At 73.1% G+C, this 4,403-nt stretch carries 2 protein-coding genes; one reads left to right on the top strand and one right to left on the bottom strand.

All coding sequences use genetic code 11. The features are described 5' to 3' along the window. The coding region (locus ACFV0Q_RS38795; RefSeq protein WP_385012441.1) for a streptophobe family protein at nucleotides 1–1,526 on the bottom strand (1,526 nt) is incomplete at its 3' end. Nucleotides 1,527–1,797: 271 nt separating this feature from the next. Between ACFV0Q_RS38795 and ACFV0Q_RS38790 the strand changes: the two genes are divergently transcribed. Then, nucleotides 1,798–4,347, top strand: a complete 2,550-nt coding sequence (locus ACFV0Q_RS38790) for an FHA domain-containing protein (protein WP_385012439.1) — start codon at nucleotides 1,798–1,800, stop codon at nucleotides 4,345–4,347. Nucleotides 4,348–4,403 lie beyond the last annotated feature (56 nt).

Below are 4,403 nucleotides of genomic sequence, written 5' to 3'. Positions count from 1 at the left end.
GGGGGACGCCGCGGCGGTTGGGCCGGGCGCGGGAGCCGGGGCGGGATCCCGGTGACCGTCACGTCCCAGGAGGCGTCCGGGTCCCGGTGCGGGTCCGGATCGCCCGTCGGCGCTTGCGGGGACGGCCATGGCGTCGGTGCGTCCGGGGACGGGCCGCCCGGCGGTGTGCCCGGGGACGACTCGCCCGGTGGTGTGGCCCGGGGCCGCCCGCCCGGGGACCAACCGCGCGTTGGCGGGGCTGCGGCCGGGGGCGGTCGCCCGGCGGGGCGTTGGGCGGCCGGGGGAGCGGCCCGGCGGCGGGTCAGGGTCGCGCCCGTGGCGCCGGCGGTGGCGCCCCAGGCCGTGCCCAGGAGGGCCGCGTGGGCCGCACGGCCCCGGAGGGCCACATCGGCGTCCACCACGTCGACCCCGAGCACCGCGAGCGACGCGTCCGCCGACAGGCCCGTCAGCCACACCAGCCCCGCCAGCGTCACCCCGCACACCACCCCCAGCCGCACCGCGCACGGCAGGATCCCGCGCCCTGGGCTCCGTACGGCGGCCAGCACCCCCGCGTACAGCATCAGCAGCCCCGCCCCCGCGACCAGCAGCCACACCCGCCCGTCGTACTCCGCCAGCCGGCTCACCGTCACCGGCTCCCACCGCGACACCCCCATCAGCCGGTCGAGCGGATCCGGCAGCAGCCGCCCGAACTCCCCGGACGCCCGCCCCCGCAGCGGTACGAACAGCCCCAGCAGCACCCCCGTCCAGCTCCCGTTCGGAGCCCCCAGCAGCGCCGCCCCCGCCACCCGCCCCGGATGCGCGTCCCGCGCGGCCGCCCACCCGGCCGCGGCCAGCCCGGCCACCACCGCCACCAGCAGCGCCGCCACCACCGCCGACACCGCGGGCCGCAGCCGGGCCCACGCCGCCGGACCGCGCCGCGAGGCCAGCAGCGCCACCCCCAGCACCACCGCCACCCACACCCCCGCACCCAGCAGCGTCGGCGCGAGGTCCACCGCGAAGCCCACCCGCGCCCGGACCCGGATCAGCTCCCCGACCCGGTCCGGCAGCGGCAGCAGCCCCCCGATGTCCCCGATCCCCGGAACCCCCACCGTCACCGGCGCCCGCGGCACCGGCACGGGCCCCGGCACCGTGACCACGTCGTGCCCCGCCCACGCCAGCCCGCCGGCGGTACCGGTGAACAGCACGCCCACCACCGCCACCCGGGCCCCGAGTTCGTCCCATCCCGCCCCGGCCCGCACCGACCGCAGGAACACCAGCCCCAGCACCAGCGCCCCCGCGAGCGCCACCCCCAACGGCATCACGTCCAGCGAACCCCGCGCCCCCGCGCCGGCCGCCACGCCCCCGAACGCCGTCACGTCCCCGGTCGGCGTCACCGAACCGCCCACCGCCAGCACCACCACGGCCGCCGTCAACGCCACCGTCGACCCGCCCGCCGCGTCGGCGCCCAGCAGACGCAGCCCCAGCGCGGCCACCCCCGCCATGACGGCCACCGACCACCCCACCGCGGCGGCCCCGGACAGCAGCACCTCTCCCCAGCGAAAACCAACGCGGCGCATGCGGTGACCCCCGATCACTACCGAGCGGTACGCGACGGGTCAGCCGGCCGCGGCCCGGCCGAGAAGTCCCCTATCTCACTCTCCGGGTGGCTTTCGACCCCGTCAACGGGCAGACGTAGACGCCCTCGGAAGGCCCCGATTCCACATGTGGCTCCAGGCCTGAAATAGTTCCCCCGGATGTTCGCCATCCCTAGACTCCCTGGCAGCAGGGGGATTCTCGGGGGACCTAAGTGGGGCTGGAGTGCCGGAACTCGTACTGGAATTGAATGGAAGGACCTGGACGCTCGATCCGTCCAGGTCGTACTCGCTGGGGCGCGATCCCCAGGGAGACGTGGTGATCGATGACGCCCGGGTGTCGTGGCGGCACGCCACCATCAGCTGGAACGGCCGGGGTTGGGTCATCGAGGACCACGGCAGCACCAACGGCACGTACGTGCACGGTGCCCGGGTCCAGCAGACCGACCTCGTGCCCGGAACGCCGGTCCACCTGGGCAACGCGACCGACGGCCCGCGGCTGAATCCGAGCGGCGCCGCCGCCGCGCAGCAGCCGGCCTACCAGGCCCCGGTCGCCCAGCAGGCCCAGGCACACGCACCGCAGCAGCAGGCCCCGGCCTACCAGGCCCCGGTCCAGCAGCAGCCGCAGCAGCCCGCCTGGAACCAGCAGCCGCAGCAGCAGGCCCATCAGCCGCAGCAGCAGCCGCAGCACCAGCAGCCGTACGTGCCGCAGCAGCAGCAGCAGCACGGCGGCGGCCCGGCGCAGCCCTCCGTCCCGGCCCACGGCGGTGACCGCAGCCCGACGACGTTCCACCAGATCGCCGTCGGCCGCGTCATGCGCATCGGCCGTGCCCTGGAGAACGAGCTCGTCGTCTCGGACCTCCAGGTCTCGCGCCACCACGCGGAGTTCCGCTCCACCGGCGGACGCTTCGAGATCCACGACCTCGGAAGCCACAACGGCACCTACGTCAACGGTCAGCCGCTCGCCAAGTCCGGCACCGCGCTGCTCGGCCCGAACGACATCGTCGGCGTCGGCCACTCGACGTTCCGGATCGTCGGGGACCGGCTGGAAGAGTTCGTCGACACCGGTGACGTCTCCTTCTCGGCCCGCCACCTCACGGTCACGGTCGACGGCGGCAAGCAGATCCTCAAGGACGTCACCTTCGGCGTCCCGGAGAAGTCGCTCATCGGAGTCATCGGCCCCTCCGGCTCCGGCAAGTCGACGCTGCTCAAGGCGCTGACCGGCTACCGCCCGGCCAACGAGGGCGACGTCCTCTACGACAACCGCAACCTGTACAAGCAGTTCGCGGAGCTCCGCCAGCGCATCGGCCTGGTCCCGCAGGACGACATCCTGCACAAGGAGCTGAAGGTCAGCACCGCGCTCAAGTACGCGGCCAAGCTCCGCTTCCCGGGCGACACCGCCGAGTCCGAGCGCGCCGCCCGCATCGACGAGGTGCTGCGCGAGCTCAAGCTCGACATCCACAAAGACAAGAAGATCACCTCGCTCTCCGGTGGTCAGCGCAAGCGCGTGTCCGTGGCCCTGGAGCTGCTCACCAAGCCCTCGCTGATCTTCCTGGACGAGCCGACCTCCGGCCTCGACCCGGGCATGGACCGCGACGTCATGCAGCTGCTGCGCGGCCTCGCCGACGACGGCCGCACGGTCCTCGTCGTCACGCACTCCGTCGCCGAGCTGGCGCTGTGCGACAAGCTGCTGGTGATGGCCCCGGGCGGTTCCGTGGCCTACTTCGGCCCGCCGGACGAGGCGCTGAACTTCTTCGGCTACACCACCTGGGCCGACGTGTTCTCCGCCTTCGAGAACTACCGCGACTACGACTGGGCCGGCCGCTGGAAGGGCTCGCAGCACTACCAGCTCTACGCCGCCGACCTCGACTCCGTCGCCCCGCAGCCGGTCGCGATGCCCACGCCGCAGCAGATGAACCCGCCGAAGCCGCAGGGCTGGGGTTCGCAGCTGTGGACGCTGATCCGCCGCTACGTCTCGGTGATCGCCTCCGACAAGGGCTTCCTGGCCCTGATGGTGCTGCTGCCCGCGGTCCTGGGCGTCGTCTCCACGGTGATCCCCGCGAAGTTCGGCCTGGCACCGCCGACCCCGCCGAGCCGCTTCAACGGCGACGCCGGCACGATCATGCTGATCCTCGCGGTCGGCATGTGCTTCTCGGGCGCCGCCAACTCGGTCCGCGAGCTGATCAAGGAACGCGTCATCTACGAACGTGAGCGCGCGACCGGCCTGTCCCGGTCCGCGTACCTCATGTCGAAGGTGATCGTCCTCGGCGTGATCACGATCATCCAGGGCGTGATCATCTGCGCCATCGCCTTCACCCCGCGCAAGCTGCCCGCCGAGGGCCTGCTCATGCCGCCGGCCGTTGAGCTGTGCATCTCGGTCAGCGCGCTGGGCCTCACCGCGATGATGTTCGGCCTCGTGATCTCCTCGCTGGTGAAGACCGCCGAGAAGACCATGCCGCTGCTCGTCATGTTCGCGATCATCCAGGTCGTCTTCACCGGCATCCTGTTCCAGCTGTACGACAAGATCGGCCTGGAGCAGTTCGCCTACCTGATGCCCTCGCGCTGGTCCATCGCCGCCGCGGGCACCACCCTGAACCTCGGCAAGCTCATGGCGCCGTGGGACCCCGAGAACCCCACCAACACCGACCCGCTGTGGGACCCCACCGCCGGCCAGTGGTTCCTGGACGTCTCGGTCCTGCTGCTGCTCGGCATCATCTGCGGCTTCGCCGTGGCCCGGCTGCTGCGCCGCCACGAGCCCGAGGTCATGCGCGAGTAGCACCGCGCCCCGCACAGGAAACGCCTCAGGGCGGCACCCGGAACACCGGGTGCCGC

It is taken from the genome of Streptomyces sp. NPDC059564, assembly GCF_042735575.1.
Lineage (GTDB): Bacteria > Actinomycetota > Actinomycetes > Streptomycetales > Streptomycetaceae > Streptomyces.
This window is presented reverse-complemented; position numbering and strand designations above follow the sequence as displayed.